The sequence below is a fragment of the Streptomyces nitrosporeus genome, from assembly GCF_008704555.1.
In the GTDB taxonomy this organism is placed as follows: domain Bacteria; phylum Actinomycetota; class Actinomycetes; order Streptomycetales; family Streptomycetaceae; genus Streptomyces; species Streptomyces nitrosporeus.
The window spans coordinates 2,258,513-2,284,548 of sequence record NZ_CP023702.1 but is presented as its reverse complement, the minus strand read 5'-3'; the positions used below and the strand labels follow the sequence as shown (position 1 = coordinate 2,284,548).

At 72.4% G+C, this 26,036-nt stretch carries 22 protein-coding genes; 14 read left to right on the top strand and 8 right to left on the bottom strand.

Annotated features, from left to right (window positions below; genetic code table 11):
* Window positions 1-72 precede the first annotated feature (72 nt).
* The 4 genes from CP967_RS09785 to icmA all read left to right on the top strand — a co-directional run bounded on the left by CP967_RS09785 (window position 73) and on the right by icmA (window position 4,335).
* Window positions 73-1,557, top strand: coding sequence for an MFS transporter (locus CP967_RS09785; protein ID WP_150487599.1), 1,485 nt, complete (start codon window positions 73-75; stop codon window positions 1,555-1,557).
* 9 nt (window positions 1,558-1,566) lie between these two features.
* A complete protein-coding gene (locus CP967_RS09780) occupies window positions 1,567-2,079 on the top strand; it encodes a MarR family winged helix-turn-helix transcriptional regulator (RefSeq protein ID WP_150487598.1) in 513 nt (170 codons plus the stop codon).
* Window positions 2,080-2,174: 95 nt separating this feature from the next.
* The gene (locus tag CP967_RS09775; protein ID WP_150487597.1) at window positions 2,175-2,510 is read left to right on the top strand and encodes a DUF3817 domain-containing protein; all 336 of its coding nucleotides are present in this window, start codon (window positions 2,175-2,177) and stop codon (window positions 2,508-2,510) included.
* A 124-nt stretch (window positions 2,511-2,634) separates the two neighbouring features.
* A complete protein-coding gene (icmA, locus tag CP967_RS09770; protein ID WP_150487596.1) occupies window positions 2,635-4,335 on the top strand; it encodes a coenzyme B12-dependent isobutyryl-CoA mutase large subunit in 1,701 nt (566 codons plus the stop codon).
* A 19-nt stretch (window positions 4,336-4,354) separates the two neighbouring features.
* Here icmA and CP967_RS09765 read toward each other — a convergent pair whose 3' ends face one another.
* The gene (locus CP967_RS09765; RefSeq protein WP_150487595.1) at window positions 4,355-4,993 is read right to left on the bottom strand and encodes a TetR/AcrR family transcriptional regulator; all 639 of its coding nucleotides are present in this window, start codon (window positions 4,991-4,993) and stop codon (window positions 4,355-4,357) included.
* A gap of 373 nt (window positions 4,994-5,366) precedes the next feature.
* Here CP967_RS09765 and CP967_RS09760 point away from each other — a divergent pair, with 373 nt between their 5' ends.
* The 4 genes from CP967_RS09760 to CP967_RS09740 all read left to right on the top strand — a co-directional run bounded on the left by CP967_RS09760 (window position 5,367) and on the right by CP967_RS09740 (window position 9,562).
* The gene (locus CP967_RS09760; protein WP_190174978.1) at window positions 5,367-6,341 is read left to right on the top strand and encodes a tetratricopeptide repeat protein; all 975 of its coding nucleotides are present in this window, start codon (window positions 5,367-5,369) and stop codon (window positions 6,339-6,341) included.
* 601 nt (window positions 6,342-6,942) lie between these two features.
* The gene (locus CP967_RS09750) at window positions 6,943-7,593 is read left to right on the top strand and encodes a DUF6230 family protein (protein WP_167535357.1); all 651 of its coding nucleotides are present in this window, start codon (window positions 6,943-6,945) and stop codon (window positions 7,591-7,593) included.
* A gap of 90 nt (window positions 7,594-7,683) precedes the next feature.
* Entirely contained in the window at window positions 7,684-8,280 is a 597-nt protein-coding gene (locus CP967_RS09745; RefSeq protein WP_150487593.1) for a DUF6114 domain-containing protein, read from the top strand.
* Complete coding sequence (locus CP967_RS09740) at window positions 8,270-9,562, top strand: hypothetical protein (RefSeq protein ID WP_150491771.1); 1,293 nt, start codon at window positions 8,270-8,272, stop codon at window positions 9,560-9,562. The genes CP967_RS09745 and CP967_RS09740 overlap by 11 nt, the downstream gene beginning before the upstream one ends.
* Window positions 9,563-9,646: 84 nt before the next feature.
* On the opposite strand, the gene pyk is transcribed toward CP967_RS09740, so the two are convergent.
* The 3 genes from pyk to pta form a co-directional block, all read right to left on the bottom strand.
* Window positions 9,647-11,074 (bottom strand): pyruvate kinase, encoded by a 1,428-nt coding sequence (pyk, locus tag CP967_RS09735; protein ID WP_150487592.1) that lies wholly within the window; start codon window positions 11,072-11,074, stop codon window positions 9,647-9,649.
* 74 nt (window positions 11,075-11,148) lie between these two features.
* Window positions 11,149-12,363 (bottom strand): acetate kinase, encoded by a 1,215-nt coding sequence (locus CP967_RS09730; RefSeq protein ID WP_150487591.1) that lies wholly within the window; start codon window positions 12,361-12,363, stop codon window positions 11,149-11,151.
* Window positions 12,360-14,441, bottom strand: a complete 2,082-nt coding sequence (gene pta / locus CP967_RS09725; protein ID WP_150487590.1) for a phosphate acetyltransferase — start codon at window positions 14,439-14,441, stop codon at window positions 12,360-12,362. The genes CP967_RS09730 and pta overlap by 4 nt, the downstream gene beginning before the upstream one ends.
* 254 nt (window positions 14,442-14,695) lie before the next feature.
* Between pta and CP967_RS09720 the strand changes: the two genes are divergently transcribed.
* The gene (locus CP967_RS09720) at window positions 14,696-15,721 is read left to right on the top strand and encodes an ATP-dependent 6-phosphofructokinase (RefSeq protein ID WP_150487589.1); all 1,026 of its coding nucleotides are present in this window, start codon (window positions 14,696-14,698) and stop codon (window positions 15,719-15,721) included.
* A gap of 95 nt (window positions 15,722-15,816) precedes the next feature.
* On the opposite strand, the gene CP967_RS09715 is transcribed toward CP967_RS09720, so the two are convergent.
* From CP967_RS09715 to CP967_RS09705, 3 genes are all read right to left on the bottom strand, one after another.
* Complete coding sequence (locus tag CP967_RS09715; protein ID WP_229888220.1) at window positions 15,817-16,437, bottom strand: helix-turn-helix domain-containing protein; 621 nt, start codon at window positions 16,435-16,437, stop codon at window positions 15,817-15,819.
* Window positions 16,438-16,602: 165 nt separating this feature from the next.
* Window positions 16,603-17,277, bottom strand: a complete 675-nt coding sequence (locus CP967_RS09710; RefSeq protein WP_150487587.1) for a response regulator — start codon at window positions 17,275-17,277, stop codon at window positions 16,603-16,605.
* Window positions 17,274-18,947 (bottom strand): sensor histidine kinase, encoded by a 1,674-nt coding sequence (locus CP967_RS09705; protein ID WP_150487586.1) that lies wholly within the window; start codon window positions 18,945-18,947, stop codon window positions 17,274-17,276. Before CP967_RS09705 ends, CP967_RS09710 begins: the two co-directional genes overlap by 4 nt.
* 170 nt (window positions 18,948-19,117) lie before the next feature.
* Between CP967_RS09705 and CP967_RS09700 the strand changes: the two genes are divergently transcribed.
* The 5 genes from CP967_RS09700 to CP967_RS09680 all read left to right on the top strand — a co-directional run bounded on the left by CP967_RS09700 (window position 19,118) and on the right by CP967_RS09680 (window position 23,346).
* The gene (locus tag CP967_RS09700; RefSeq protein ID WP_150487585.1) at window positions 19,118-20,482 is read left to right on the top strand and encodes a cation:dicarboxylate symporter family transporter; all 1,365 of its coding nucleotides are present in this window, start codon (window positions 19,118-19,120) and stop codon (window positions 20,480-20,482) included.
* 126 nt (window positions 20,483-20,608) lie between these two features.
* Window positions 20,609-21,013, top strand: a complete 405-nt coding sequence (locus tag CP967_RS09695; protein ID WP_150487584.1) for a MerR family transcriptional regulator — start codon at window positions 20,609-20,611, stop codon at window positions 21,011-21,013.
* 3 nt (window positions 21,014-21,016) lie between these two features.
* Window positions 21,017-21,361, top strand: coding sequence for a thioredoxin (trxA, locus tag CP967_RS09690; protein WP_150487583.1), 345 nt, complete (start codon window positions 21,017-21,019; stop codon window positions 21,359-21,361).
* Window positions 21,362-21,495: 134 nt separating this feature from the next.
* The gene (locus CP967_RS09685; protein WP_150487582.1) at window positions 21,496-21,957 is read left to right on the top strand and encodes a hypothetical protein; all 462 of its coding nucleotides are present in this window, start codon (window positions 21,496-21,498) and stop codon (window positions 21,955-21,957) included.
* Between the two features lie 330 nt (window positions 21,958-22,287).
* On the top strand, window positions 22,288-23,346 hold the full coding sequence (locus tag CP967_RS09680) for an RICIN domain-containing protein (protein ID WP_167535356.1): 1,059 nt from the start codon (window positions 22,288-22,290) through the stop codon (window positions 23,344-23,346).
* A 61-nt stretch (window positions 23,347-23,407) separates the two neighbouring features.
* On the opposite strand, the gene glgB is transcribed toward CP967_RS09680, so the two are convergent.
* Window positions 23,408-26,026 carry a 1,4-alpha-glucan branching enzyme gene (glgB, locus tag CP967_RS09675; protein WP_150487580.1) on the bottom strand — a complete coding sequence of 873 codons (2,619 nt, stop codon included), beginning with the start codon at window positions 26,024-26,026 and terminating at the stop codon, window positions 23,408-23,410.
* Between the last annotated feature and the right edge of the window lie 10 nt (window positions 26,027-26,036).

The window sequence follows — 26,036 nt, the reverse complement described above, 5'->3', positions numbered from 1 at the left end:
GAGGGCTCCGAGAAGATTCGGTGTCGGCCGAAAGTCTACGGAGGAGGCGGGCCCTTCGGCCACGCTGCGGCCATGCCGAAAGACGACCGTACGCAGACGGGTACACCCCGCGTCCCTCCCGCCCCCGTGACGGCCTCTCCGGCCTCCGCCACGGCTCCTCCGGTCTCCGCCACGGCTCCTCCGGTCTCCGCCACGGCCCCTCCCGCCCCCGCCACGGTCCCTCCGGCGCACGTCCCGGAGCCCCGCGACCCGCACGGTCCGAGCCGGGAGCGGGGCCCCGGCGACGGGGCTGGCGGCGGCTACCGGGCGGTGTTCCGGGTGCGGGAGTTCCGGGCGGTGTTCGCGGCGCACCTGCTCTCGCTGCTCGGCGTCACCGTCAGCGAACTCGCCCTCACCGTCCTGGTCTACGACCTCACCGGCTCACCCCTGCTCTCCGCCCTCACCTTCGCCCTGGGCTTCCTCCCCTACGTCGTCGGCGGCACCCTCTTCGCCGGGGTCGCCGACCGCTACCCCGCCCGCCGCGTCCTCGTCGTCTGCGACCTGGTCTGCGCCTGCTGCGTCGCCCTCATGGTGCTGCCCGGCACCCCCGTCGGAGCGCTTCTCGCGCTGCGGTGCGCCGTGGCGGCGGTCGCGCCCGTGTTCACCGGGACGCGCACCGCCGCCCTCACCGACATCCTCGGCGAGGGCGACCTCTACGTCCTGGGCCGCTCGCTGCTGCGGATCGTCTCCCAGTCCGCCCTGCTCGCCGGGTTCGGCGCCGGCGGGATCCTGCTGACCGCGCTGTCGCCGCGCGGCGCGATCACGGTCACCGCCGGCACCTTCTGCTGCTCGGCCCTGCTGCTCCGCCTCGGCACCGCCGCCCGGCCGGCCAGGTCGGCCGCGGCCGGGGAGGGCGGCGGGACGCTGCTGAGGGACTCCCTCGCCGGCGCCCGGACCGTCCTCGCCGACCGCCGCATCCGGGCCCTGCTGCTGCTCTTCTGGGTGCCCGCCTTCTTCGTCGTCGCCCCGGAGGCCCTGGCCGCGCCCTACGCCGACGCCATCGGCGCGGGACCCGCGGCCCTGGGACTGCTGATGTGCGCGATGGCCGTCGGCCACATCGGGGCGGAACTCTGGGCGGGGTCCGCCCTCACCCCCCGTACCCGCTCCCGGATCGTGCTGCCCGTGGCCGCCCTCGGGCTGCTCCCCCTCACGCTGTACGCCTCCCGCCCCGGCATGGTGCTCGCCCTCGCCGCCCTGGCCCTGGCCGGGGCGGGCGCGGCGTACGTCATCGGGCTCGACCAGTGGTTCCTGGACGCGGTGCCCGAGGCGCTGAGGGGGCGGGCGATGACGCTGCTCACCGCCGGGCTGATGACGGTCCAGGGCCTGGGCATGGCCCTCGCCGGACTGGCCGCGGAGTTCTTCCCGGTCCACCAGGTCGTCACCGCCTCGGGGGCGGCCGGCACCCTCTGCACGCTGCTGGTCGTCCGGGAGGTCCGCGCCGTGCGGACGCGACCCGGGGAACAAAGGTCCGGTACCGAAGGGCGAGACGGTACGGAACGCCATATGACCAGTGGGTAAGGTCGTGCCGTGCCGAAGCCGCTCAGCCTCCCCTTCGACCCCATCGCCCGCGCCGAGGAACTCTGGCGGCGCCGCTGGGGGCCGGTGCCCTCCATGGGCGCGATCACCTCGATCATGCGTGCGCAGCAGATCCTGCTCGCCGAGGTCGACGCGGTGGTCAAGCCGTACGGGCTGACCTTCGCCCGGTACGAGGCGCTGGTCCTGCTGACCTTCTCCCAGGCCGGCGAGCTGCCGATGTCCAAGATCGGCGAGCGGCTGATGGTGCATCCCACCTCCGTCACCAACACGGTCGACCGGCTGATGCGCTCCGGGCTGGTCGCCAAGCGGCCCAACCCCAACGACGGCCGCGGCACCCTCGCCTCCATCACCGACAGGGGCCGCGAGGTCGTCGAGGCGGCCACCCGGGACCTGATGGCGATGGACTTCGGCCTCGGGGTCTACGACGCCGAGGAGTGCGACGAGATCTTCGCGATGCTGCGCCCGCTCCGGGTGGCCGCCCAGGACTTCGACGACGAGGGGTGACGGGGCGGGCGGCGCGCGGTGACGGGTCCGGGGCCCGCGCCGGCAGGGGCGGGCCGCCGCAAGATCGCCCCGGGCGCCCGGTTACGCTCGATGCCATGAAACGCAGCGTGCTGACCCGCTATCGGGTGATGGCCTACGTCACCGCCGTCATGTTGTTGATCCTCTGCGTCTGCATGGTCTTCAAGTACGGATTCGACACCGGCGAGGGCGCGACCCTGGTGGTCTCCCAGGTCCACGGTGTGCTCTACATCATCTACCTGGTCTTCGCCTTCGACCTCGGTTCCAAGGCGAAGTGGCCGGTGGGCAAGCTGCTCTGGGTGCTGGTCTCCGGCACCATCCCGACGGCCGCGTTCTTCGTCGAGCGCAAGGTCGTCCGCGAGGTCGAGCCGCTGGTCGAGGGCGGCGCGGCCCGGCAGCCCGTGAAGGCCTGACCCTCTTCGCCCCCGCGCCGGACCGGGACCCGGTCCGGCGCGGGGGCGCGTCCGGGCCGCCCCCGCGAAAGCGCTGGGCGGTTTGCCATCGACATTTAGTAGGACGTCCTAGTAAATTTGTCCCATGGACGCTGACGCTATCGAGGAGGGCCGCCGCCGCTGGCAGGCCCGTTACGACAAGGCCCGCAAGCGTGACGCGGACTTCAGCACGCTCTCCGGAGACCCGGTCGAGCCGGTGTACGGGCCGCGCCCCGGTGACACCTACGAGGGCTTCGAGCGGATCGGCTGGCCCGGCGAGTACCCCTTCACCCGGGGGCTGTACCCGACCGGCTACCGGGGCCGCACCTGGACCATCCGCCAGTTCGCCGGTTTCGGCAACGCCGAGCAGACCAACGAGCGCTACAAGATGATCCTCGCGGCGGGCGGCGGGGGGCTCAGCGTCGCCTTCGACATGCCGACCCTGATGGGCCGCGACTCCGACGACCCCCGCTCGCTGGGCGAGGTCGGCCACTGCGGCGTCGCCATCGACTCCGCCGCCGACATGGAGGTCCTCTTCGGGGGCATCCCGCTCGGCGACGTCACCACCTCGATGACGATCAGCGGGCCCGCCGTCCCGGTCTTCTGCATGTACCTGGTCGCCGCCGAGCGCCAGGGGGTCGACCCGGGGGTGCTCAACGGCACGCTCCAGACCGACATCTTCAAGGAGTACATCGCGCAGAAGGAGTGGCTCTTCCAGCCCGAGCCCCATCTGCGCCTGATCGGCGACCTCATGGAGCACTGCGCCCGCGACATCCCGGCGTACAAACCGCTCTCCGTCTCCGGCTACCACATCCGCGAGGCCGGGGCCACGGCCGCGCAGGAGCTCGCCTACACGCTGGCCGACGGCTTCGGCTACGTGGAACTGGGCCTCTCCCGGGGCCTGGACGTCGACACCTTCGCCCCCGGGCTCTCCTTCTTCTTCGACGCGCACCTCGACTTCTTCGAGGAGATCGCCAAGTTCCGCGCCGCCCGCCGGATCTGGGCCCGCTGGATGAAGGAGACGTACGGCGCGAAGACCGACAAGGCGCAGTGGCTGCGCTTCCACACCCAGACCGCCGGCGTCTCGCTCACCGCCCAGCAGCCGTACAACAACGTCGTACGCACCGCGGTCGAGGCCCTCTCCGCCGTGCTCGGCGGCACCAACTCGCTGCACACCAACGCCCTGGACGAGACGCTCGCCCTGCCCTCGGAGCAGGCGGCGGAGATCGCCCTGCGCACCCAGCAGGTCCTCATGGAGGAGACCGGCGTCGCCAACGTCGCCGACCCGCTGGGCGGTTCCTGGTACGTCGAGCAGCTCACCGACCGCATCGAGGCCGAGGCCGAGAAGATCTTCGAGCAGATCAAGGAGCGCGGCACCCGGGCCCACCCGGACGGCAGGCACCCCGTCGGGCCCATCACCTCGGGCATCCTGCGCGGTATCGAGGACGGCTGGTTCACCGGGGAGATCGCCGAATCCGCCTTCCGCTACCAGCGGGCCCTGGAGAAGGGCGAGAAGCGCGTGGTCGGCGTCAACGCCCACCACGGCTCGGTGACCGGGGACCTGGAGATCCTCCGCGTCAGCCACGAGGTCGAGCGCGAGCAGGTGCGCGAGCTCGCCGCCCGCAAGGAGCGCCGTGACGACACGGCGGTCCGCGGCGCGCTGGACGCGATGCTGGCCGCCGCCCGCGACGGCTCCAACATGATCGCCCCGATGCTCGACGCCGTACGCGCCGAGGCCACCCTGGGCGAGATCTGCGGGGCGCTGCGCGAGGAGTGGGGCGTCTACACGGAGCCGCCGGGCTTCTGACGCCCCCTCGGGGCCGGTGTCACCCGCCGCCGTGGGAGGCGGCGGACCTCAGCCCCGTCAGCAGCAGCAGGGTGAAACGCCGGGCCCAGTCGGCATCGACGGGCTCGGCGCTCACCAGCGCCCGGTGCACCACCGCGCCGGCGATCACGTCGAAGATCAGGTCGGCGGTCCGGCCCGCCGTCGCGGTGTCCGGTTCGACGGGCAGCTCGCCGCGCCGCTGGGCGCGCTCGCGCCCCTGGAGCACCAGACGCTTCTGCCGGGCCACGATCGAGTTCCGTATCCGGTCCCGCAGGGCCGTGTCACGCGTCGACTCGGCGACCACCGCCATCAGGGCCGTCTTCGTCTCCGGGCGCTCCAGCAGCGCCGCGAACTGGAGGACCACGGCCTGCACATCGGCCGCCAGGCTCCCGAGGTCGGGCAGTTCCAGCTCGTCGAAGAGGACCGCGACCGCGTCCACCACCAGTTCGTTCTTGCCGGCCCAGCGCCGGTAGAGGGTGGTCTTGGCCACGCCCGCCCGGCTCGCCACCTCACCCATCGTCAGCTTCGACCAGCCGAGGTCGACCAGCGAGGCGCGGGTCGCCTCCAGGATCGCGGCGTCGGCCGCGGCGCTGCGCGGGCGTCCCGGCCGGGGGGGTTCGGTGAGAGGGCGGCTCGGCATGCGGCGACCATACCGGCCGGTAAGTACCGCTGACCGGCCCCGGAGGCCGTGAGACAGATCACCGGCGGGCGCGCTCCGGACCCTCCCGGGAGACCCGCCCGAGGGGTGAGACAGATCACCGGGCGGTCTTGCCCCCGAGGGGGTGGGGGAAGTTACGCTACGGGTCGTAGCGTTAAGACCGCGGCACGGCCGCGGGCCGGACGCCACGACCGATCGACAGCCACGGCGCCGGGTGGGGACCCGGTGCAGCAACGAGGCCCCAGGGCCGCGGAGCCGTGTCCGTCCACCCGTCGCGCACGCCGGTGCGGCAGTGGACCGGGCCGGTCCGTACAGCGCTTTTCGTCACAGGGGTTCCAGGGGGGAGGATGTACGCATGCAGCCTAGGAACATGTCCATGAGCGGCGTCGTCGACCTCGCCGCTGTGAAGGCGGCCGGAGAGGCCAAGGCGAAGGCCGAGCAGGCACGCGCCGAGTCCGCCCGCACGGGTGGCGGCGGCGCGGTCTCCCCGTCCGCCCTGGTGATCGACGTCGATGAGGCGGGCTTCGAGAGCGACGTCCTCCAGCGTTCCACCGAAGTCCCGGTCGTCATCGACTTCTGGGCCGAGTGGTGCGAGCCCTGCAAGCAGCTCGGCCCGCTCCTGGAGCGCCTCGCCGTCGAGTACAACGGCCGCTTCGTGCTGGCCAAGGTCGACGTCGACGCCAACCAGATGCTGATGCAGCAGTTCGGGATCCAGGGCATCCCCGCGGTCTTCGCCGTCGTCGCGGGGCAGGCCCTCCCGCTCTTCCAGGGCGCCGCCCCGGAGAGCCAGATCCGCCAGACACTGGACCAGCTGGTCCAGGTCGCCGAGGAGCGCTTCGGACTCACCGGGATCGCGGTCGACCCGGACGCCGCCGGCGACTCCGGCGCCGCCCCGGCCGAGGTCCCCGCCGGTCCTTACGACGCACTGCTGGAATCGGCCGTACAGGCGCTGGACGCCGGTGACTTCGGCGGCGCCGTCCAGGCGTACAGGAACGTGCTGGCCGACGACCCGGCCAACACCGAGGCCAAGCTGGGCCTCGCCCAGGCCCAGCTCCTCGGCAGGGTCGCGGACCTCGACCCGCAGCAGACGCGCACCCTGGCCGCGGAGAAGCCGGCCGACCCGGCGGCGCAGATGGCCGCCGCCGACCTGGACCTGGTCGGCGGTCATGTCGAGGACGCCTTCGGCCGCCTCGTCGAGACGGTCCGCCGCACCTTCGGCGAGGACCGGGACCTCGTACGGGTGCGCCTGCTGGAGCTCTTCGAGGTGGTCGGTCCCGACGACCCGCGGGTGATCGCCGCGCGGACGGCTCTGGCCCGGGTCTTGTTCTGATGTGACAAAACGGCCGCAGTGCCCCTCGGGCACCGCGGCCGTTTTCGCGGGTGAACGACAAGAGTCCTCCGCGCTTTACCAAATCTTGACAAAGATCCCTGGTGTTACTCGCAGTAAATCACCCCCTGTGATCTGTCCCTTTAAGGGCGGCAATCACCCTTTTCGGGTGTCCCTTTGGTGGCACCCTGTGTGGCCGTGCGGTATCCCGCTGTGGAGCCCCTGCCGTCGGGCCGTTACCAGTGAGTAACGACACCCCTTGTGCCCCGGCCGTGAATGCACCACGATCGGCCGGGCTCGGTCCAACACCCGCCGTCCCGGCCACCAGTCGGCGCCGACGGGTTTGTTGGGTCCCCACCGGGTGGCCGGCGGCAGTGGCGCCGGCCGCGGACAGGGGGGTTCCCTGCCCCTCGGCTGGGCCTGTCCGGCCGGCCGCGCAGACGCGCGGCCAGTGGTTGTCGCTCGGGGGTGATCGCCGGTGACTCGGAAGCGGTACGCGCCTCCGGTCCGGGCGCTCTCCTTCCCGAGGACGTAGCACTTCTCCCATCCCAGGACGGGCACACGCCCGTACCGGAGATGTACGTCCGAGAAGGAGGAAAAAAGAATGAGTTCCCAAGTTCGCGGTGGGACGAGATGGAAGCGTTTCGCTCTGGTCATGGTGCCGAGCGTCGCCGCGACCGCCGCGGTGGGTGTCGGCCTGGCGCAGGGCGCGCTCGCCGCGTCGTTCGCCGTGTCGGGGCAGGAGTTCAAAGTCGCGGCCGCCGAGCTCGAGGGCTGGGACTTCGTCCAGTACGGCAACGTGGCCTCGGGCAAGACGCTTGACGGCAAGCCCCTGAACGAGCCGGTGGCGGTGTCGGGCTTCAGCAAGGCCTACATCACCGATATGTGCCAGTCGGTCGTCACGCCGAAGGTCCCCTTCGGCATCGGCAACGTGACCCTGAGGCTGGAGGCGGGCGGCAAGGGCCACGACCGTGTCTTCGCCAAGAGCCTCTACCTCGATGTGTCGGAGCTCGACGCCGACGCCAAGTTCAGGAACATCGACATCGGCGTGGCCGCGGGGTCCCTGCCGAAGTCCGACGGAAAGCCCGGCATCCAGCCGAACACCCAGGCCAACCCCAACGGCTTCTCGCAGCGTGCGGAGAAGGCCGTGCTGAAGAAGGTCCGGCAGAAGGCGTGGGCCACCACGGCCGGCACCTTCAACCTCAGCGGCCTGAAGCTGCGGCTCTCCAGGGAATCCGACCAGGAGTGCTACTAAGCACTGCCCGGGCGGCCGGGGCCCACCCGGTGGGTTCCGGCCGCCCTCCCCTCCTCTCACAGCAGTACCGGTTCCAGGGAGCTGTTTTCCATGAGCCCCGAGTCCACAGGGCCGATTTCCGCGAGCCCCGAGTCCACCGGGCCGAACGAGCACTACCTCACCGCCATCCGGCGAGGATTCCGCACCTGGCGGGGAGACCGGCCGTTCTGGGCGGGTCTGTTCACCATGGCGGGTGGCCTTCCCATCGCCTACTTCCCGTACGCCAACCTGCACCTCGGCAACATCACGCTGGCGATGTCCACGACGGCCGGCGCGGGTTCGCTGATCATCGGCGTCCTGCTGGTCACCCTGGGCCTGACGATGTGGTTCCACAGCATCGTCCGGGTGTTCGCCGGCGTCGCCGCGATCCTGCTCGCGCTGATCTCCATCCCCGTCGCCAACATCGGCGGATTCGTGATGGGTTTCCTCCTCGCCCTGATCGGCGGCGCACTCTCGGTCTCCTGGGCCCCCGGGATACCCGACGCAGGGGAAGACGCCGAGGGCCAGGTGCCCGTGACGGCGGGCGCGCCCCTGGACGTGCGGGACACGCCTCACGACGGCCCGACGGCGGCGGTGGCCCTCCCGCGGCAGCAGACCGGCCTCGGCAAGCAGGACCGGGCCGATGGCGAGGCGCACCGTGCGGAGTGACGAGACACAGCCGGACGCGGCCGGGGAAGACTCCCGGACGAAGAGCGGGCCCCGGCACGCGGCACCCAGGAAGTCGCTGCTGACGAAGCTCCACCTGCCCGCGGGCAAGAAGGCTTTCGCCCTCGCGGCGATGCCCACGGCGGTGTTCGTCGGCATGGGGCTGACCCCGAAGTTCGCCATGGCCGACGACAACCCGGAGATCCCCTTCGCCCCGGGGCCCTGCGTGACACGCTCCGACGAGCCGGCCGAGTCCCAGGAGCCGGAGGCGGAACCCACTCCGGACGCCACCGCCACCGACGGAACGGGCCGGGGCGGGGACACCGCCCCGGAGCCGGGCGCGGTCACGCCCCCCGGGCCGTCCGCGAGCCCGAGCGCCTCCGACGGGACGCAGGCCGAGGAGCGGAAGGCCGAGGCCGCCGGGCCCGCCGCGACACCGTCGCCCACCGAGTCGGTCGACCCCCTCGACCCCCTCGACCCCCTGGGCGTGGGTGACGCGCTCAGGGACTTCTTCGGCATCCCCGGCAAGGAGACGGCGAGCCCGTCCCCGAGCGCCACCACCGGGACGCCCGAGCCCGAGAAGTCCGCCACCGCCGGACCGCGGGACACGGCGGACAAGGACACGGCGGACAAGGGAACGGCGGACAAGGACACGGCGGCCGACGGGACCGCCGACGCCATCCGCGAGGCCGCGGACAAGGCGGGCCGGGACGTCGAGGAGCTCGACGAGGACGTCAAGGGCCTCGGCCCGGTCAAGGACGAGGACATCCCGGAGGGCGCCAAGGAGCGCTTCCCGTGCCCGGTCCCGGACCCCGAGGCGCTCGCCGCGGCCGAGCTGGAGCAGGGCGTCCCGCTGCTCCCGGACGACCCGTGGATCCTGGAGTCCTCGCTGCTCACGCTCAACGGCCTGGACTACAAGGGCATCGTCGAGGTGCGCACCGGCAGCGGCACCGTCAAGAAGGCGCTGAAGTTCACCGCGAGCTCCATCGACATCAAGGACCTCCACCAGCTGACGAAGGGTCCGGCCGGCACCACCGGCCACGTCAGGGCGCGCAGCGGCTCCACGTCGACCATCCGCGACGGCGAGGTGACGATGTACACGGAGGAGCTGAAGGGCAACCTCTTCGGGCTGATCCCGATCACCTTCAGCCCCGAGACCCCGCCGCCGCTGAACGTACCGTTCGCGTTCTTCACCAAGGTCAAGGTGACCCAGGCCGGCCAGTTCGGCGGCACGCTCACCGTTCCCGGCCTGCGGAACTACTTCGACGGCGGCACCGCGGACTGACACCGCCCCCGCACCGCCGACGGCACGAAGGGCGCCCCCCGCACCGGTGCGGGGGGCGCCCTTCGTGCGCCGCGGGCGGACGTGTCAGGCGTGCTCGCCGCCCAGGTGGTGCACCCGGACCATGTTGGTGGTGCCGGGGACGCCGGGGGGCGAACCGGCCGTGATGACCATCGTGTCGCCGTCGCTGTAGCGGTTCAGCTTCAGCAGCTCCGCGTCCACCAGGTCGACCATCGCGTCCGTGTTGTCCACGTGCGGGACGACGTAGGACTCCACGCCCCAGCTGAGCGCCAGCTGGTTGCGGGTGGACTCCTCGGTGGTGAAGGCGAGGATCGGCTGGGCCGCGCGGTAGCGGGACAGTCGCCGGGCCGTGTCACCGGACTTGGTGAAGGCGACCAGGGCCTTGCCGTCCAGGAAGTCCGCGATCTCGGCCGCCGCGCGGGCCACCGAACCGCCCTGCGTACGGGGCTTTTTGCCCGGGACCAGCGGCTGCAGGCCCTTGGACAGCAGCTCCTCCTCGGCGGCGGTGACGATCTTCGCCATCGTCTTCACCGTCTCGACCGGGTACGCGCCGACCGACGACTCGGCGGACAGCATGACCGCGTCCGCGCCGTCCAGGATCGCGTTGGCGACGTCGGACGCCTCGGCGCGGGTCGGCCGCGAGTTGGTGATCATCGACTCCATCATCTGGGTCGCCACGATCACCGGCTTGGCGTTGCGGCGGCACAGCTCGACGAGGCGCTTCTGCACCATCGGCACCCGCTCCAGCGGGTACTCCACCGCCAGGTCGCCACGGGCGACCATCACACCGTCGAAGGCGGCGACGACGCCCTCCATGTGCTCCACGGCCTGCGGCTTCTCGACCTTGGCGATGACGGGGACCCGGCGGCCCTCCTCGTCCATCACCTTGTGCACGTCCTTGACGTCCTCGGCGTCCCGGACGAAGGACAGGGCGACCATGTCGCAGCCCATCCGCAGGGCGAACCGCAGGTCCTCGACGTCCTTCTCGGACAGGGCGGGGACGTTGACCGCCGCGCCGGGCAGGTTGATGCCCTTGTGGTCGGAGACCACACCGCCCTCGATGACGATGGCCGTGACCCGCGGGCCGTCGACGGAGACGACCTTGAGCTCGACGTTGCCGTCGTTGATCAGGATCGGGTCGCCCTTGGCGACGTCACCGGGCAGGCCCTTGTAGGTCGTCCCGCAGATCGACTTGTCACCCGGGACGTCCTCGGTGGTGATGACGAACTCGTCCCCGCGGACCAGCTCGACGGGGCCCTCGGCGAACTTGCCCAGGCGGATCTTCGGTCCCTGGAGGTCGGCGAGGACGCCGACCGCGCGGCCGGTCTCGGCGGCCGCCTTGCGGACCCGGTCGTAACGGCCTTGGTGCTCCTCGTGGGATCCGTGACTGAAATTGAAACGGGCCACGCTCATGCCGGCCTCGATCAGAGCGACGAGCTGCTCGTGGGAGTCGACGGCGGGACCGAGGGTGCAGACGATTTTGGAACGGCGCATGAGGCGGATCCTATCGGTTTGTTTCGCTGCGGAATATTCCGTCTGGTGGAAGGTACAAAGGGGCGGGGGCCCGCTCAGTTGTGGGCCAGTGCGAAGGTCTGACGCGCGATCTCCAGCTCTTCGTCCGTCGGCACCACGGCCACCGCGACCCGTGCGCCGTCGGGGGAGATCAGCCGCGGCTCACCGGACCGCACGGCGTTGCGTTCCGGGTCCACCGCCAGGCCGAACCCCTCCAGCCCCGCGAGGGCAGCCTCGCGTACCGGAGCGGAGTTCTCGCCCACCCCCGCCGTGAACACCAGCGCGTCCACCCGGCCGAGCACCGCCGAATAGGCGCCGATGTACTTCTTCAGCCGGTGGATGTAGATGTCGAACGCCAGCGCGGCGCGCTCGTCGCCCTCGTCCACCCGGCGGCGGATCTCCCGCATGTCGTTGTCACCGCACAGCCCGACCAGGCCGCTCTTCTTGTTCAGCAGCACGTCGACCTCGTCCACCGACATGCCCGCCACCCGCCCCAGATGGAAGGTGACGGCCGGGTCGATGTCACCCGAGCGGGTACCCATCACCAGCCCCTCCAAGGGGGTCAGTCCCATGGAGGTGTCCACGCACCGCCCGCCGGCCACCGCGGACGCCGAGGCGCCGTTGCCCAGGTGCAGCACGATCGTGTTCACCTCTTCCGGCGCCCTGCCCAGCAGCCCGGCCGTCCGCCGCGCGACATAGGCGTGCGAGGTGCCGTGGAAGCCGTACCGGCGGATGCGGTGGGCGTCCGCCGTCTCCACGTCGATCGCGTACCGCGCCGCGTACTCCGGCATCGTCGTGTGGAACGCCGTGTCGAAGACCGCGACCTGCGGCAGGTCGGGGCGCAGGCTCCGGGCCGTGCGGATACCGGTGATGTTGGCCGGGTTGTGCAGCGGGGCCACCGGCACCAGCCGCTCGATCTCCTCCAGCACCTCGCCGGTGATCACGGTCGGCTCGGTGAACCGCAGCCCGCCGTGCACCACCCGGTGCCCGATCGCCACCAGCTCGGGGGAGTCCAGTCCCAGCCCGTCGGCCGCCAGTTCGCCGGCCGCCGCCTTCAGCGCCTGGTCGTGATCGGCGATCCGCCCGGTACGCTCCCGGGCCGGGCCGCCCCGCGGGGTGTGCGCCAGCCGCGAGGACGACTCGCCGATCCGCTCCACCAGCCCGGTCGCCAGGCGGACGTCCCCGTCCATGTCCAGGAGCTGGTACTTCACCGAGGAGGACCCCGAGTTGAGGACGAGCACCCGGCTCGCCGTGCCGCCGCTGGTGGTCATGCGCTCTCCTCCGCCGTCTGCGCCTGGATCGCCGTGATGGCCACGGTGTTGACGATGTCCTGCACCAGCGCGCCCCGCGACAGGTCGTTGACCGGCTTGCGCAGCCCCTGCAGGACCGGGCCGACCGCGACGGCCCCCGCCGAACGCTGCACGGCCTTGTAGGTGTTGTTCCCGGTGTTGAGGTCGGGGAAGACCAGGACGGTCGCCCGGCCCGCCACCTGGGACGCCGGCAGCTTCGTCGCCGCGACGGTCGGCTCGACCGCCGCGTCGTACTGGATCGGGCCCTCGATCAGCAGGTCCGGCCGCGACGCGCGTACCCGCTCCGTGGCCTCGCGCACCTTGTCGACGTCCGCCCCGCTGCCCGAGGTGCCCGTCGAGTACGACAGCATCGCGATCCTCGGCTCCACGCCGAAGCGCGCGGCGGTGACCGCGGACTGCACCGCGATGTCCGCGAGCTGCCCCGCGTCCGGGTCCGGGTTGACCGCGCAGTCGCCGTAGACCAGCACCTTGTCGGCCAGGCACATGAAGAACACCGACGAGACGATCGCGGCGTCCGGCCTGGTCTTGATGATCTCGAAGGCGGGCCGGATCGTCGCCGCCGTGGAGTGCACCGAACCGGAGACCATGCCGTCGGCCAGCCCCTCCTGGACCATCAGCGTGCCGAAGTAGTTCACGTCCGAGACCACGTCGTAGGCCAGCTCCACCGTCACCCCGCGGTGCGCGCGCAGTGCGGCGTACCGCTCGGCGAAGCCCTGGCGCAGCTGTGAGGTCTGCGGGTCGATCAGCTGGGTGGCCGCCAGGTCGATGCCCAGGTCGGCGGCCTTCTTGCGGATGGCGTCCGCGTCGCCGAGGAGGGTCAGGTCGCACACGTCGCGGCGCACCAGCACGTCGGCGGCGCGCAGCACGCGTTCCTCGGTGCCCTCGGGCAGGACGACCCGGCGCCGCTGCGCGCGGGCCTGCTCCAGCAGGTCGTGCTCGAACATCATCGGGGTGACCCGGCCGCTGCGGGCCACCGAGATCCGCTCCAGCAGCGCGGAGGTGTCCACATGGCGTTCGAACAGGCCCAGCGCGGTCTCCGCCTTGCGGGGCGTCGCGGCGTTCAGCTTCCCTTCGAGGGCGAAGAGCTCCCCCGCGGTGGGGAAGGAGCCGCCCGGCACGGCGACGACCGGGGTGCCCGGGGCGAGGCGCCCGGCGAGGCGGAGCACCTCCTCGCCCGGGCGCTCGTCCAGGGTCAGCAGGACGCCCGCGATCGGCGGGGTGCCCGCGCTGTGCGCGGCGAGCGCCCCGACGACCAGGTCCGCGCGGTCCCCGGGGGTGACGACCATGCAGCCCGGCGTCAGGGCCTTCAGGACGTTCGGCAGGGTCGCCCCGCCGAAGACGAAGTCCAGCGCGTCCCGGGCCAGCCCCGAGTCGTCGCCCAGCAGCACCGTGGCGTCCAGGGCGGCGGTGATCTGGGAGACGGTGGGCGCGGACAGCGCGGGTTCGTCCGGCAGCACCGAGCAGGGCACCGGCAGCCGGCCCGCCAGCCGCTCGGCGATCTCGGCCCGGAGCCCGGAGGCCACCCGGTTCACGATCACCGCCAGGACGTCGCAGCCCAGCGAGGCGTACGCGCGATAGGCGTTGACCGCCTCCGACCGCACGGACGCGGCGTCCTGGCCCTGGCCGCCGACGACGGTGATCACCGAGGCGCCGAACTCGTTGGCGAGCCGGGCGTTGAGGGCCAGCTCGTCGGGGAGCTGGGTGGCCGCGAAGTCGGTGCCGAGGACCAGCATCACCTCGAAGTCGCGGGCCGCCCGGTGGAAGCGGTCGACGAGCCGGGAGACCAGCTCGTCCGTGCCCGCTTCCGCCTGGACCGCCGAGGCCTCGGGATAGTCCAGGCCGTACACCGTCTCCGGGTCCTGGGAGAGCCGGTAGCGGGCGCGCAGAAGTTCGAACAAACGATCGGGTCCGTCATGGACCAGGGGCCGGAAGACGCCCACCCGGTCGACCTGCCGCGTCAGGAGTTCCATGACGCCCAGATCGACGACCTGGCGGCCGTCCCCCCGGTCGATCCCCGTCACATACACGCTGCGCGTCACGCGGGCGCTCCGTCCTGCTGGGTCCTCGGCCGACGAGGCCGTTGCCCCTGCGACGATACCCAGCCGGGCCGGAGCGCCGCCCGGGGAGGCGGTCCCGCCCGCCGCCCGGAGCCGGACCGGCCCGGCGGCAGCGTCCGGGGCCGGACGGGGCGTGGGACAATCGTCGCGGCTCACGGTCGGGTGTCCACGTGTTCCGTTCAGGGGACACGGGAGAGCCTTGAGGCACGGCACTAGCGAGCAGGAGACACAGCACGATGCGTATCGGGATTCTCACCGCAGGCGGGGACTGCCCCGGCCTGAACGCCGTGATCCGGTCGGTCGTACACAGAGCCGTGGTGGGGCACGGCGACGAGGTCATCGGGTTCGAGGACGGTTTCAAGGGACTGCTGGACGGTCATTTCCGTCCGCTCGACCTCAACGCGGTCAGCGGCATCCTGGCACGCGGGGGCACCATCCTCGGCTCCGCCCGGCTGGAGCGCGCCCGGCTCCGTGAGGCCGCGGAGAACTGCGCGGAACTCTCCCAGCGTTACGGCATCGACGCCCTCATCCCGATCGGCGGCGAGGGCACGCTGACCGCGGCCCGGATGCTGGCGGACGCCGGGATGCCCGTCGTCGGCGTCCCGAAGACGATCGACAACGACATCTCCTCCACCGACCGGACCTTCGGGTTCGACACCGCGGTGGGGGTGGCGACCGACGCCATAGACCGTCTCAAGACGACCGCGGAGTCGCACCAGAGGGTCATGGTCGTCGAGGTCATGGGCCGTCACGCGGGCTGGATCGCGCTGGAGTCCGGCATGGCCGGCGGCGCGCACGGCATCTGCCTGCCGGAGCGGCCCTTCCAGGTCGACGACCTGGTCAAGATGGTCGAGGAGCGCTTCGCGCGGGGCAAGAAGTTCGCGGTGGTCTGCGTCGCCGAGGGCGCGCACCCGGCCGAGGGCTCCATGCCGTACGCCAAGGGCGCGATCGACCAGTACGGCCACGAGCGGTTCCAGGGCATCGGCAACCGGCTCGCCGCCGAACTGGAGATGCGGCTCGGCAAGGAGGCCCGGCCGGTCATCCTCGGCCACGTCCAGCGCGGCGGCACCCCCACCGCCTACGACCGGGTGCTCGCCACCCGCTTCGGCTGGCACGCGGTGGAGGCCGTGCACCGCGGCGACTTCGGGAAGATGACGGCCCTGCGCGGCACCGACATCGTCATGGCCCCGCTCGCGGACGCGGTGACGCAGCTGAAGACGGTGCCGGTCGAGCGGATGCACGAGGCCGAGTCGGTCTTCTGACGGCCGGGGCGGTCCCGGGCCCGGCCCCGGGGCCGCCGTCCCGCTCCCGTTCCCGCCCCCGGCCGTGTGGTCCGGGGGCGGCCGGGGCGGGCCGCTCAGATCCCCGCGGTGTGCCAGAACCGCTCGACCACCCGGTCCAGGAAGTCCCGTCCCGTCCCGCCCGCCGCCGCGCCCTCCTGGCCCGTGCTGCTCCAGCTCAGCGTGGACACCATCAGCGCCTGGTAGTCGCTGTGCAGCTGCGCCAGCACGTTCTCCACCAGCACCCGGTCCAACGGCACGATCCTGGCCACCGGTTTGACGTACGCCTGCCAGCGTGTGGTCACCGCCCGGCCCAGCAGGTCCGCCAGCTCCTCGTTGCGGCCCGTCGCCGTGAGGAACTGCGCCGCCGACATCTCCAGCGCCTCGCAGAGCGCCAGCGCCTGCCGCTCGTTGCCCTTCCAGCGGCCCGACTCCTCGATCCGCAGATACGCGCCGGCCGACATCCCCACCGCCCGCGCCAGGTCGTCCACGCTCATGTCCCGGGCCAGCCGGTGCTCGCGCAGGGTGCCGGCGGCGGCCAGGAGTTCCTCCGGGCCGCACCACAGCACACCGGCGAGCGCCTTCAGCTCGCGCTCGTCGGGCTGGGCGGCACCACGCTCCCAGGCCAGCACCGTCTCGGCGGGTACGGGGAGCCCGTACTGGGCGTTGAGCCCGTAGGCAACATGTCCGGGAGCCATTCCCAGCGCCTCACGCAGACGGCGTGCGGCGGGGGCGTTGAAGGGCGGAGTGTGAGGCACGGCCCCACCGTAGAAGCCGGAGAACGCCCTGGCTACAGGCTGTGCGAACCCATTCACCCTTCGTGCGATCCTCCGAGAGCGCGGGCCGTCGACCGGCGACGCCCATCAACGATTTTCGGCCACCCACCGGTAGGTCAGCTCGGGGCGCCCGACCTGGCCGTAACTGGGGCGGCGCACCGCCCGGCCCACGGTCACCAGGTACTCCAGATAACGGCGCGCGGTGATCCGGGACATCCCCAGCTCCTCACCGGCCGAGGCCGCCGTCACCCCGCCCGGGGCCTCTCGCAGCACGCCCGTCACCGCCTCCAGCGTCGGACCGCTCAGCCCCTTGGGCAGCGCGGCCGGCTCCGGGACCCGCAGCACGCCCAGCGCCCGGTCCACCTCCGCCTGGCCGCTCGCCTCCCCGGCCGCCGCCCGGAACTCCGCGTACCGCACCAGCCGGTCCCGCAGCGTCGGATACGTGAACGGCTTCAGCACGTACTGCACGACCCCCAGCGACACCCCCTCCCGCACCACCGTGAGATCACGTGCCGAGGTCACCGCGATCACGTCGGCGCCGTGCCCGGCCGCCCGCAGCGAGCGCAGCAGCCGCAGACCGTGCCCGTCGGGCAGGTACAGGTCTAGCAGCAGCAGATCCACCGGCGTACGGTCCAGCACCCGCACCGCGGCGGCCCGGGAGTGCGCCACGGCCGCCACCTCGAAACCCTCCACCCGGCCCACGTACAGCTCGTGGGCGGCGGCGGCCACCGGGTCGTCCTCCACCACCAGCACCCGGATCACGGCGCCACCCCGCTCGTCCCGCGCGGCTCCGCTGCGGCGCCCGCCAGCGGCAGCCGCACCGTGAACCGCGCACCGCCCTCCGCGGCCCGGTCCAGCGTCACCGTCCCCCCGTTGCGGTGCGCCGCCTGCCGGACGAGTGCCAGCCCCAGCCCGCGGCCCGACCCGCGCGTCGTCCAGCCGCGCCGGAACACCTCGTCCGCCTCGTCCGGGGCGATGCCCGCCCCGGTGTCCGCCACCCGCAGCAGCAGCCGTCCGCCGTCCGTACGCGCCGTCACCGTGACCACGGCACGGGCCGGCACCGGGGACCGGGCGGCAGGCACGCCGCCGGCGGCCCCGCCGGCCGCCGACTCGGAAGCGGCGTCCACCGCGTTGTCGATCAGGTTCCCCAGGATCGTCACCAGGTCCCGCGGCGCCAGGGAAGGCGGCAGCGCCCCGTCGTCGATCAGGCTGTCCCCGGTCAGCACCAGCTCCACCCCGCGCTCGTTCGCCTGGGCCGCCTTGCCGAGCAGCAGCGCCGCCAGCACCGGCTCGCCGACCGCGCCGACGACCCGGTCGGTCAGCACCTGGGCCAGCTCCAGCTCCGCCGTCGCGAACCCCACCGCCTCCTCGGCCCGGCCCAGCTCGATCAGCGAGACCACCGTGTGCAGCCGGTTCGCCGCCTCGTGCGCCTGCGAGCGCAGTGCCTGCGAGAAACCCCGCTCCGAATCCAGCTCGCCCGACAGCGCCTGGAGCTCCGTGTGGTCCCGGAGGGTCACCACCGTGCCCCGCCGCTCCCCGCCGACCACCGGGCTGGTGTTCACCACGATCACCCGGTCCGCCGTCAGATGGACCTCGTCGACCCGCGGCCCGGACGCCAGCAGAGCCCCGGTCAGCGCGGGCGGCAGGGCCAGCTCGTCCACCGGACGCCCCACCGCACCGGGCCCCAGCCCCAGCAGTTCCCTCCCCGCGTCGTTGACGAGCGCGATCCTGCGCCGCCCGTCGAGCATCAGCAACCCCTCGCGCACCGCGTGCAGGGCCGCCTCGTGGTAGTCGTGCATCCGGCTCAGCTCCCGGGCGTTCATCCCGTGGGTGTGCCGCCGCAGCCGCGCGTTGACCACGTACGTCCCCAGCGCGCCCAGCGCCAGCGCCCCGCCCGCGGCCAGGCCCAGGGCGCCCAGCTGCTCCCGCACCTGGGTGGAGACCCGGTCCACCGTGATCCCCGCGCTGACCAGCCCGGTCACCCGCCCCTCGTCGAGGACCGGGGTGACCACCCGTATCGAGGGCCCGAGCGTGCCGGTGTACGTCTCCTCGAAGGTCTCGCCGAGCAGGGCCCGGTCGGTGTGGCCGATGAAGACCCGGCCGATCTCGTCCGGGTTCGGATGGGTCCAGCGGACCCCCTCCGGGTCCATGATCGTGATGAAGGCGATCCCGGTCCCGGCCCGCACCCGCTCCGCGTAGGGCTGGAGGACCGCGGACGGGTCGTCGGTGCGGATCGCCTCGCGGACCGACGGCGATTCGGCCACCGCCAGGGCGGCGGACCGCACCTGCCGCTCCGCGGTCTCCTCCGCCTGCCCCCGGCCCGAGACATAGGCGAAGAAGGCGCAGCCCGTCACGACCGCGGCCACCAGCAGGGCCTGCATCACGAAGAGCTGGCCCGCCAGGCTGCGGGGCAGGGTACGGGGGACACGCATGGCCCCAGTCTGCCTTTCGGGCGACCCCGGCCCCAAGGGCGGTTCCAGATGGCCGAAAAGCATCTGTGAACGATATGAACACAACGGTGACGGCGGTCACACCGGAGGTGGATAGTCGCCGGGGCCCCCAGGGACGGGGGACCGACCCGCAGAAAGCCGAGGAGGGCCGCGTGGCAGCGCAGACCGCACGCCGGGACCGTACGCACTATCTCTACCTGGCGGTGATCGCCGCCGTGGTGCTGGGCGTCACCGTGGGCCTGGTGGTGCCCGACTTCGCCGTGGAGCTCAAGCCCATCGGCACCGGCTTCGTCAACCTCATCAAGATGATGATCTCGCCGATCATCTTCTGCACGATCGTGCTCGGCGTCGGTTCCGTCCGCAAGGCCGCAAAGGTCGGCGCAGTCGGCGGGCTCGCCCTCGGCTACTTCCTCGTGATGTCGACGGTGGCCCTGGCCATCGGCCTGGTCGTCGGCAACCTGCTGGAGCCCGGCTCCAGCCTCCACCTCACCGAGGCGGCCCGCGCGGCGGGCGAGAAGCAGGCATCCGGCGCCAGCGAGTCCACCGTGGACTTCCTGCTCGGCATCATCCCCACCACGATGGTCTCCGCCTTCACCGAGGGCGAGGTGCTCCAGACGCTCCTGATCGCCCTGCTCGCGGGCTTCGCGCTCCAGGTCCTTGGCTCGGCCGGCGAACCCGTGCTGCGCGGTATCGGCCACATCCAGCGCCTGGTCTTCCGCATCCTCGCCATGATCATGTGGGCGGCCCCGGTCGGCGCCTTCGGCGCGATGGCGGCCGTGGTCGGTGAGACCGGCGTGGACGCGCTGAAGTCCCTCGCGATCATCATGATCGGCTTCTACGTCACCTGCGCGCTCTTCGTGTTCCTGGTCCTGGGCGCGATCCTGCGCCTGGTCGCCGGGCTCAACATCTTCTCCCTGCTGAAGTACCTGGGCCGCGAGTTCCTGCTGATCCTGTCCACCTCCTCCTCCGAGTCGGCACTGCCCCGGCTCATCGCGAAGATGGAGCACATGGGCGTCAGCAAGCCCGTCGTCGGCATCACCGTGCCGACCGGCTACTCCTTCAACCTCGACGGCACCGCGATCTACCTCACGATGGCCTCGATCTTCATCGCCAACGCGACCGGCGCCCCGCTCTCCGTCGGCGAGCAGATCTCGCTGCTGGTCTTCATGGTCATCGCCTCCAAGGGGGCCGCGGGCGTCACCGGCGCCGGTCTCGCCACCCTCGCGGGCGGCCTCCAGTCGCACCGCCCCGAACTCGTCGACGGCGTCGGCCTGATCGTCGGCATCGACCGCTTCATGAGCGAGGCCCGCGCGCTGACCAACTTCGCCGGCAACGCGGTGGCCACGGTGCTGGTCGGCACCTGGACCAAGGAGATCGACCGCGCCAGGGCCGACCAGGTCCTCTCGGGCGCGATCCCCTTCGACGAGAAGACGATGACGGACGACGGCCACACCGAGCCGTACGTCCCCGGGCCGCGCGGCGACGAGGACGAGAAGGCGTCCCTGGCCAAGGTCTGACGGCAGCCCGCCCGCACGGGCCGGTACGGGATCCCCGTACCGGCCCGTTCCCGCGTCCGCGCCCTCCCGGCCCGGCACCCGCGAAACCCTTGCCTTGACGCCGGCGTCAAGGATTACGGTCGCGGTATGCGAATCGGGGAACTGGCCGAACGCGCCGGGACGACCACACGGACGCTGCGGTACTACGAGTCGCGGGGCCTGCTGCCCGCACGCCGCGCGGAGAACGGCTACCGCACCTACGACGAGAGCGATCTGCGGCTGATCCGGCAGATCCGGACCCTTCAGGACTTCGGCTTCGGCCTGGAGGAGACCCGGCCCTTCGTGGACTGCCTGCGCGCGGGCCATCCGGCGGGCGACTCCTGCCCGGCCTCACTCGCCGTCTACCGCCGCAAGCTGCGCGAACTGGACGCCCTCGTCGAACAGCTCCGGTCGGTGCGTACGGAGGTGGGCGCACAGCTGGCCCGCGCCGAACTGGAGGCCTCGGCCGGACTGCCGGGCGGCCCCGAACCACGTTGCGGACTGGGAGGATGAGAGATGATCCACGCCGAAGGCGTCACCGAGGTCACCGACACCACATTCGACGCGGAGGTACTGGCCCCCGGGCTGCCCGTCCTCGTCGAGTTCACCGCCGACTGGTGCGGCCCCTGCCGCCAACTGGCCCCGGTGCTCGGCGCGATGGCCCGGGAGGAGGCCGGCCGGCTCAAGGTGGTCCAGGTCGACGTGGACCACAGCCCCGCCGTCGCCGCCCGCTACGCCGTCCTGTCGACGCCCACCCTGCTGGTGTTCCAGGACGGCGAACCGGTGCGGTCGATGGTGGGCGCCCGCCCGAAGCGCCGGCTGCTCCAGGAGCTGGAGGAGGTGCTGGGGACGGCGGTCTGAGCCCCGGGGCGGCGGGGGTCCGGACGCCGGCCGTCCGGACCCGGGACCGGCCCTCCGGCACCGCTGTCGGTGCCGCTGGCTAGGCTCTTCGCGGACCCGGGGCGCGCCGGGGGGACACCGATCATGGGGGAGCCATGCGCAAGACACTCACCGCCTCGGCCTTCGTGCTGGCGGCCGCTCTGCTGACCGGCTGCGGTGGCGGCGAGGAGGAGCCCGCCGGCGCAGCCGGGGGGAAGGCCCCGGCCACCGGGGCGGCCGGGGAGGCGAAGGAGCCGGAGAAGTCCGGCGGCGGTGCGGACGGGGGTGTTGCGCGCGAGGTGACGATCGAGGTCACCGGCACGGGTGCGAGCACCGTCATGTACACCCTCGAAGACTCCGGTTTCGAGAAGGTGACCCTGCCGTGGAAGAAGACGGCCGCCATCGCCCCGCGCGGCGCCGAGGCCGAGGTCGGGCGCCTGGTCCTGGTCACGCCGGGCAGCATGAAGGCGTCCGACGGCACCTACGTCATGGCGGGGTGCACCATCACCGTGGGCGGTGAGACCGTGGTCGAGAAGAAGCCCGGATCGTCCGGGCCCTGTTCCTACAAGCTGAAGTAGGGCGACGGGCACGGACAGGACGGGCGGGGCGGGGCCTGCCCACGCAGCGGGTCCGGCCGCACCGGGTCCGGCCGCACCGGGCCGGTGACCGAAACCATCGGTCTCCCGGGGGGCATGCGATGCCCGTGTGCCCCCGCCCCGGACGCGATCCGGCGGAAAGGCCCTGGGCAGAGCTCCCCCGCACCCGAGGGCGGGCCGGTGCCGTCCCGGCCGGGGCACCCCCGGTGTCGGCCATTGTCGCCGGGGTGCCCCGTGCCGGAGGGCCCACGGCACTGGCGTGGCGGGTGCCATCGCACCGGCCGCCCATCGATCGTGCAGGGGGATTCGGCAATGAAAGCGTGTACCAGCGGCGTCCTGCCCAGAGCGTTCACCGTCCTCGTGGCCGCACTGGCCGTCGTCCTCGGCCTCACCGCGCAGACGGGTACGGCGAAGGCCGCCGGGCAGGCGGGACTCGCCGGTCTGACGTTCACCTCGGCCGGCAACGGCCGGAACCTGGACGTCCAGAACGGCAACACCGGGAACGGCGTCTTCGTCGTCACCAACTCCGCGCCCGGCTACCACCAGCAGTGGAACGCCGACAAGCAGGCGGACGGATCGTTCACCCTCTCCAACGCCCACACCGGCAAGTGCGTGGCGGCGGGCCTGCCGCTCAGACAGCAGGCATGCTCCGGAGCCGCCGCCCAGCGCTGGTACTTCCAGCCCGTCAGCGGTGCCACCGACACGTTCATGATCCGCAACGCCGGTGACAACAAGTGCGTCGACATCTTCCTGAACGCCCAGTACGACGACGCCTGGACCCAGACCTACGGCTGCAACGGCAGCAAGGCGCAGCAGTGGGTCATCTCCTCCTCGGCCACCGGGGACGCCTTCCGGGCCGCCGTGGAGTACGCGTCGAAGCGCTGCCAGAAGGACGCGGCGACCTGTTCGTGGACGAAGGGCTCCCAGGCCCCGGCCGAGCCGCTGCCCACCGAGTGCGTCTCCCCCGTCTGGTACAACGGCACGGGCGCGCCGGTGCCGTGGACGTTCTCGCTGACCACCACGCACGGCTGGTCGAGCGAGATCAGCGTCTCCTTCTCCTCGTCCCTCACCGTGGGCGACCCGAGCCCCGTCCAGACGAGTGTCGCCCTCACCACCGAGGGCAAGGTCACCTACAGCCTCGGCGAGGAACTCGGCAACAGCCTGGAGATCACCGTGCCGTCGGGGCACTACGGCTGGGTGGCGCTGTCGGAACTGGCGACGAAGGTGACCGGGCAGTGGACCTTCGACGCGAACGGCTACCCCTGGAAGGCGCAGGACACCGTCACCGTCCCGCTGACCAGTGACGACCAGGGCCACGCCGGCGTCTACCTGGCGAAGACCGCGACCGAGTTCACCACCTGCGGCGGCTGATCCACCGGGGCCCGCACCACGCGCTCGTGGTGCGGGCCCCCGTACGCGGACCGGGCGCCCGTCAGGCGGGCCGCAGCCACACCGTCGCCAGCGGCGGGAGCGTCAGCGTGATGCTGGTGTCCCTGCCGTGGGCCGGGACCGCCTCCGGCTTCAGCGGCCCCTCGTTGCGCACGTCACCACCGCCGTAACGGGCCGCGTCCGTGTTGATGACCTCCACCCACGCCTGCGGGCCGTCCGGGACGCCGATGCGGTAGTCCTGGCGGACCACGGGGGAGAAGTGCGAGAGCGCGATCAGCGGGGAGCCGTCCGCGTCGTAGCGGACGAAGGAGAGCACGTTGTCCTCCGCCGCGCCCCCGTCGATCCAGGAGAAGCCCCCCGGATCGGTGTCCCGCTGCCAGAGGGCGGGGAGCGCGTGGTAGACCCCGTTGAGGTCGGTCACCAGATTGCGTACGCCACGGTGGTCACCGGACGCCTCGTACGTCTCGTCCAGCAGCCACCAGTCCGGGCCGTGGCCCTCCGACCATTCCGCTCCCTGGGCGAACTCCTGCCCCATGAACAGGAGTTGCTTGCCCGGGTGGGCCCACATGAAGCCCAGGTAGGCGCGGTGGTCGGCGCGGCGCTGCCACCAGTCGCCGGGCATCTTGCTGACCAGGGCCCGCTTGCCGTGGACCACCTCGTCGTGCGAGATGGGCAGGACGTAGTTCTCGCTGTACGCGTACACCATCGAGAAGGTCATCTCGTTGTGGTGGTACTTGCGGTGCACCGGCTCCTTGGACATGTAGACCAGCGAGTCGTGCATCCAGCCCATGTTCCACTTCAGGCCGAAGCCGAGCCCGCCCTGGTCGGTGGCGCGGGTGACGCCGTCCCAGGCGGTGGACTCCTCGGCGATCGTGACGACACCGGGGTTGCGGCGGTAGACCGTGGCGTTCATCTCCTGGAGGAAGGCCACCGCGTCCAGGTTCTCCCGGCCGCCGAACTCGTTCGGCGACCACTGGCCGTCCTCACGCGAGTAGTCGAGGTAGAGCATCGAGGCCACCGCGTCGACCCGCAGGCCGTCGATGTGGAACTCCTCGCACCAGTACGTGGCGTTGGCCACCAGGAAGTTGCGGACCTCCTTGCGGCCGTAGTCGAACTCCAGCGTCCCCCAGTCGGGGTGCGCCGCCCGCCTCGGGTCGGGGTGCTCGTACAGCGGACGCCCGTCGAACTCCGCCAGCGCCCAGTCGTCGCGCGGGAAATGGGCCGGGACCCAGTCCATCAGGACACCGATGCCCGCCGCGTGCAGGGCGTCCACCAGGAAACGGAAGTCGTCCGGGGTCCCCAGCCGGGACGTCGGGGCGTAGAAACCGGTGACCTGGTAACCCCAGGACCCGCCGAAGGGATGCTCCGACACCGGCATCAGCTCCACGTGCGTGAAGCCGAGTTCACGGACGTACGCCGGAAGCTGGGAAGCGAGCTGGCGGTACGTCAGGCCGGGGCGCCAGGAGGGCAGGTGGACCTCGTAGACGGAGAACGGGGACGCGTGGACCGGGCGGTCGCCCCGGTGCGCCATCCAGTCGGCGTCCTGCCACTCGTGGTGCGACGCGGTCACCACGGACGCCGTCGCGGGCGGCACCTCCGCCCGGCGTGCCATCGGGTCGGCCCGCTGGGTGTGCGAACCGTCGGGGCGGGCGATGTCGTACTTGTAGACGGCGCCCTCGCCGACCCCCGGGACGAACAGTTCCCACACACCGGTGGACCCCAGTGAGCGCATCGGGAAGGCGGTGCCGTCCCAGTGGTTGAAGTCGCCCATGACCCGCACCCCGCGCGCGTCCGGCGCCCAGACGGTGAAGCGGGTGCCCGCGACGCCCTGGTGCGTCATCGGCTGCGCCCCGAGCGCCTTCCACAGTTCCTCGTGGCGGCCCTCGCCGATCAGGTGCAGATCGAGTTCACCGAGCGCGGGCAGGAAGCGGTACGGGTCGTCGCCCTCGGTCTCGCCGTCGTCGTAGGCGACCGCCAGCCGGTACGCCCCGGGCACCGCGGGCAGCGGCAGGACCCCCGAGAAGAAGCCGTCGCCGTCGCTCTGCAGCGGCGCCCGCACGTCCGGGTCCACCAGCACCGTCACGGCACGCGCGAACGGGCGCAGCACCCTGACGAGCACACCGCCCTGCGTCGCGTGGGCACCGAGGACGCCGTGCGGGTCGTGGTGCTCACCGGCGAGCAGCCGGCCGCGGTCCGCGCCGTCCAGGGGCATGGCCGGCAGCATCTCCTTGCTGCCGCCGCCGCGCCGGGGGCGGGGCGGGGCGGTGGCACCGGTACCGGACCCCGCGCGGGCCCCGGCCGGCGCCTCGGCCGACGCCCCTGCCGGTGCTTCGGCCGGCGTCTCGGCGGCGGGCGGGGCGGGGGTGGTGACAGCGGCGGGGGCGGGAGGGGCCGTGGCGGCCGGCTTCCTGGCCGTACGCGCGCGCTTGGCGGTGCCGGGTGCGGCGGACGCCGTGCCGGTCGCGGCCGTGGCGCCGGTGGCCGCCGGCCGCTTCGCCCGGGGGCGCTTGGCGGCGACCTGCGGGGTGGAGGCCGCCTCCGCGACGGCCGGTGGCGCGGAGGCGGGTTCGGCGGCGGTCGCCGCGGTCGCCGCGGGAGCGGCCTCGACGGGCTCGGGGGCGGGCTCGGGCGATGTGCGGGACGACGGTTTACGGGCGGTCACAGGGACGGCC

Excerpts from the sequence above, each read along its gene's own strand:
- pyk (WP_150487592.1), bottom strand. The coding sequence starts at position 11,074 with ATGCGCCGTTCCAAAATCGTCTGCACCCTCGGTCCCGCCGTCGACTCC.
- CP967_RS09730 (WP_150487591.1), bottom strand. The coding sequence starts at position 12,363 with ATGACCACCAGCGGCGGCACGGCGAGCCGGGTGCTCGTCCTCAACTCG.
- CP967_RS09745 (WP_150487593.1), top strand. The coding sequence starts at position 7,684 with ATGAGCCCCGAGTCCACAGGGCCGATTTCCGCGAGCCCCGAGTCCACC.
- CP967_RS09785 (WP_150487599.1), top strand. The coding sequence starts at position 73 with ATGCCGAAAGACGACCGTACGCAGACGGGTACACCCCGCGTCCCTCCC.
- CP967_RS09720 (WP_150487589.1), top strand. The coding sequence starts at position 14,696 with ATGCGTATCGGGATTCTCACCGCAGGCGGGGACTGCCCCGGCCTGAAC.
- CP967_RS09750 (WP_167535357.1), top strand. The coding sequence starts at position 6,943 with ATGAGTTCCCAAGTTCGCGGTGGGACGAGATGGAAGCGTTTCGCTCTG.
- icmA (WP_150487596.1), top strand. The coding sequence starts at position 2,635 with ATGGACGCTGACGCTATCGAGGAGGGCCGCCGCCGCTGGCAGGCCCGT.
- CP967_RS09685 (WP_150487582.1), top strand. The coding sequence starts at position 21,496 with ATGCGCAAGACACTCACCGCCTCGGCCTTCGTGCTGGCGGCCGCTCTG.
- CP967_RS09695 (WP_150487584.1), top strand. The coding sequence starts at position 20,609 with ATGCGAATCGGGGAACTGGCCGAACGCGCCGGGACGACCACACGGACG.
- CP967_RS09715 (WP_229888220.1), bottom strand. The coding sequence starts at position 16,437 with ATGGCTCCCGGACATGTTGCCTACGGGCTCAACGCCCAGTACGGGCTC.
- trxA (WP_150487583.1), top strand. The coding sequence starts at position 21,017 with ATGATCCACGCCGAAGGCGTCACCGAGGTCACCGACACCACATTCGAC.
- CP967_RS09680 (WP_167535356.1), top strand. The coding sequence starts at position 22,288 with ATGAAAGCGTGTACCAGCGGCGTCCTGCCCAGAGCGTTCACCGTCCTC.
- CP967_RS09775 (WP_150487597.1), top strand. The coding sequence starts at position 2,175 with ATGAAACGCAGCGTGCTGACCCGCTATCGGGTGATGGCCTACGTCACC.
- CP967_RS09705 (WP_150487586.1), bottom strand. The coding sequence starts at position 18,947 with ATGCGTGTCCCCCGTACCCTGCCCCGCAGCCTGGCGGGCCAGCTCTTC.
- CP967_RS09765 (WP_150487595.1), bottom strand. The coding sequence starts at position 4,993 with ATGCCGAGCCGCCCTCTCACCGAACCCCCCCGGCCGGGACGCCCGCGC.
- CP967_RS09760 (WP_190174978.1), top strand. The coding sequence starts at position 5,367 with ATGCAGCCTAGGAACATGTCCATGAGCGGCGTCGTCGACCTCGCCGCT.